The organism is uncultured Veillonella sp., assembly GCF_938010505.1.
Classification (GTDB): Bacteria; Bacillota; Negativicutes; order Veillonellales; family Veillonellaceae; genus Veillonella.
Window position 1 is genome coordinate 1 of sequence record NZ_CALLVP010000084.1, and the last position, 3,294, is coordinate 3,294.

General features: G+C 38.4%; 3 protein-coding genes and 1 pseudogene. All 4 read right to left on the bottom strand.

Going from position 1 to position 3,294, the window contains the following annotated elements:
• Positions 1-350, bottom strand: a pseudogene (locus Q0507_RS05165) (tRNA (guanosine(46)-N7)-methyltransferase TrmB); the annotation flags it as partial.
• Positions 351-551: 201 nt separating this feature from the next.
• A complete protein-coding gene (locus tag Q0507_RS05170) occupies positions 552-1,238 on the bottom strand; it encodes a carboxymuconolactone decarboxylase family protein (protein WP_298713376.1) in 687 nt (228 codons plus the stop codon).
• A 459-nt stretch (positions 1,239-1,697) separates the two neighbouring features.
• Positions 1,698-1,946 carry a DUF3343 domain-containing protein gene (locus Q0507_RS05175; protein WP_298713379.1) on the bottom strand — a complete coding sequence of 83 codons (249 nt, stop codon included), beginning with the start codon at positions 1,944-1,946 and terminating at the stop codon, positions 1,698-1,700.
• A 161-nt stretch (positions 1,947-2,107) separates the two neighbouring features.
• Positions 2,108-3,169, bottom strand: coding sequence for a YedE family putative selenium transporter (gene yedE / locus Q0507_RS05180; RefSeq protein WP_298713382.1), 1,062 nt, complete (start codon positions 3,167-3,169; stop codon positions 2,108-2,110).
• Between the last annotated feature and the right edge of the window lie 125 nt (positions 3,170-3,294).

Below are 3,294 nucleotides of genomic sequence, written 5' to 3' on the forward strand. Positions count from 1 at the left end.
TTAATATAGAAACGATCAACTTCACCAGGTGCCACTATCTCTTCGATACCTGCAATATCAAATAGAGAGACCTTTGCATTGTTCCGTTCCCCTTCAAAGATTTTTTGTGCTGCGTAATAAATAACCCCCATCTGAACTTCAAAACCTATGAAGTTAGCATCTGGATACGCTTCAGACATGCCCGCAATAAAGCGACCTTTCCCTGTCCCTAATTCCATGTATAATGGGTGTTCAGGATGCTCAAATAATTCACGCCATTTGCCTTTGTGCTCTTCTTGGCCAGACAAAATGATGTGAGAGTCATATTCGTGAATTGCTTCATCAATCCACGGCTTTCTACGAAGGCGCATACTTTCTCCTTACATCTATTTTTAATGATATGTTTACATTTGTTTATATTTATTATTACAGGTCATATACCTATCTTATTAATTATAGAAAAGGGGACCTTAAACGTCAATTACATTCTATGGATTTAATCCTAATCACTGGAACTGTGAAAGTAGAAGCCATAAGAAAAGACCTACTTCCGAAAGAAGTAGGTCTACATTTTATTGGAAAATCATAGTTTCTAGATTTTCAATTTGATATTGACTTAAGCCAAGTTCAGATAAACTCTTTTCAGCTGCAGTAAATAGATTATTTTTACCAACTCGAGTGCCTAATGCAGCTGCAGCAACCAATTCACGATCCAATTTACCTAGGCGTGAGCGATTACGGTTTTGAGGTTTTGGTTTTTTCATACGGAACGTATTATATTGAACCCCCTCTTTCACTTCCTCAGCTTTCGGCTTAGTTAGAGGCGCCCCATTAGTGCCATTCCCCAATAAAGCACTAAGTCCAGTTTGCTTTGTAACTAATTTTTCATACTCATCGCCAAACTCAGGACGCTCATCACGTAATTGAGAAAATGTAGCTAGCGCCGCATTCATTTGCTTCAAACCCGCAGCAGAATAAAGTTGACGAATCGCAATACTCACCTCTTGCGGTGTCAACGTACCTCGCTCGATAGCAGAAGCAATTGTGCTCTTTAATGCCTCTTGATCACCAGACGCTGTGTAACGGCCGATTTCAACCAAATCTTTTTGACGTGCATTAAGTTCTTTTGGCGTATATATATTTATCTCAGATATAGATGGTGCCTGTTTTGAAGGTTGTTCTCCCGCCCCATTAGCCTCAAACATATAGCCACCGGCGACGATGGCCACGGCTAATGTTAAGGTTAATACTCTTTTCAACGTCTTACAATCTCCCTTATCATTAATACTAATTGTATAATACTGCAATAGTAGCGTATATTATCAATGGATTTATTCTACTGTTCTACTGTAATACATACTGTAGATATTATTATATAATACTTCATCTAATTTTTATAGTCCTATTCGAAAAAAATCTATAACATTTTAACAAATTATATATATCTATCTATAAAAATTATATAATTATAAACTCTACTTAACAATGAGACCAAATACAATACTATTACTTTATTAAATAGACTTTTTACATCTAAAAAATAAAGATAAGAAACTTATTTTTTACCATCACAAATCAAGATTTATATAAGTAAGTTCTCTGTATAAAAAAAGTAGATATCCCCAAAAGATATCTACTTCTATGCACCATAAATTACACATAATACGATATAAATTTGTGTCATTTTCTGGTTTATAAAACAAGACCCAATTACATATTTACTTATTTGGGCTTTCATATATAGTTTTATAGCCACCCTCCGTAACAACCACGATTTGTTCAATTTCCTCTGTTGGATCCTCCGTAAAAGTAAAACTTTCACCAGCATCAAAGGATGCACTCGTCCCACAAGAGGAACTCAAATCGCGCGGCACAGGACGAAGTTCTATATTACTTACCCCTTCAGGAGCTTCACGCTTGAAGCGAATCGCTCCGAAGTGAGAGTAAAAAGTAGCGATATATTTCATAAACACTCAATTCTAGCTAACAATACCGAATAGGATAGGATAGGATAGGATAGGATAGTAAAGTATAATTATAGTATACGATAATCATACTTTACGTTAATCATACCATACATAATCTAAACATTTACACTCTAAGCATATGTAGCCTAAGTATATGCAATTTACGCATTTGAACGTTTTGTATTAAGCACCGCAATGATGAGCGCCACTACAAAACCTATCCCTACAGCGATTTGACCATTCAATGTAGGACCAGCGCCAGAAGCAGCTAAACCAAAGTTATGAGCAAATGCTGCGCCAGCTGCAAGGCCAAGCACAGTAACAGCAGAATCAGAGTTGCCTTCGCCAGTCATAATCAATTGACGCAATGGGCAACCACCGAGCAATACGCTACAAAAACCAGCGAGAGCCATGCCAAGGAAGTTCCACAAACCATCAGTATGAGAAACCGGTTGGTTTTCAAAACCAAGGTGGAAGTTACCGAAGCTAATGTTTACCGCAAACACGCCAACGAGAACTGCGATGTAGCCAAAAACAAGTACGGATTTTTTGAATAAGAATAGATCGCGAAAACCACCCACTGTACATAGACGGCTATATTGAGATAAACCACCTACTACAAGGCCAGCGGCTAAGGAAATAAGCCAAGGCGCATGCATGGCACCGGGCCCTTTTTGACTAAAGAAGATAAACGCAGGGGCTGTAACTACTAATACGAGCAACCCAACTTGGATAGCTGGCATGATAGCAGATTCTAATTTGCTCAATGCATACGTACGTTGTAAAGAGTAACCGCGTTTTAAGAATATAGTACCAATCCCTACGCCCCCGGCAAAGCCAGCGATACCAAATAGAGCATTCAGGTCACCGCCACCAAGGCGCAAAATCATGCGAAGTGGACAACCAAGGAACATCAATGCACCGATCATAACAAAGAAACCGAGAATAAATCGAATAATCGGAGAGGAACCACCTTTACTTTGATGCTCACCACGGATCATGGACAATACATACGCCCCTAAAATAAGGCCGATAACTTCTGGACGAATGTATTGTACAGGTGCAGCTCGATGCATACCAAGAGCACCTACGGTATCACGAATAAAGCACGCAATACAGAAGCCCATATTAGCTGGATTGCCAGCCAACACAAGGAATCCTGCAATAGCGCCGATAATAAGGCCAGCAATAATTAAATTTCGTTTTTCATGAGACCCACTCATAATAATCTCCTTTCAACCTAACTACACTATAACTATATGAGTATATGCTCTTATCCTATCAAACATTATACTCATGATATAATAACCATAAATACACCTTGTTATTCATGGAGATTACCTATGAA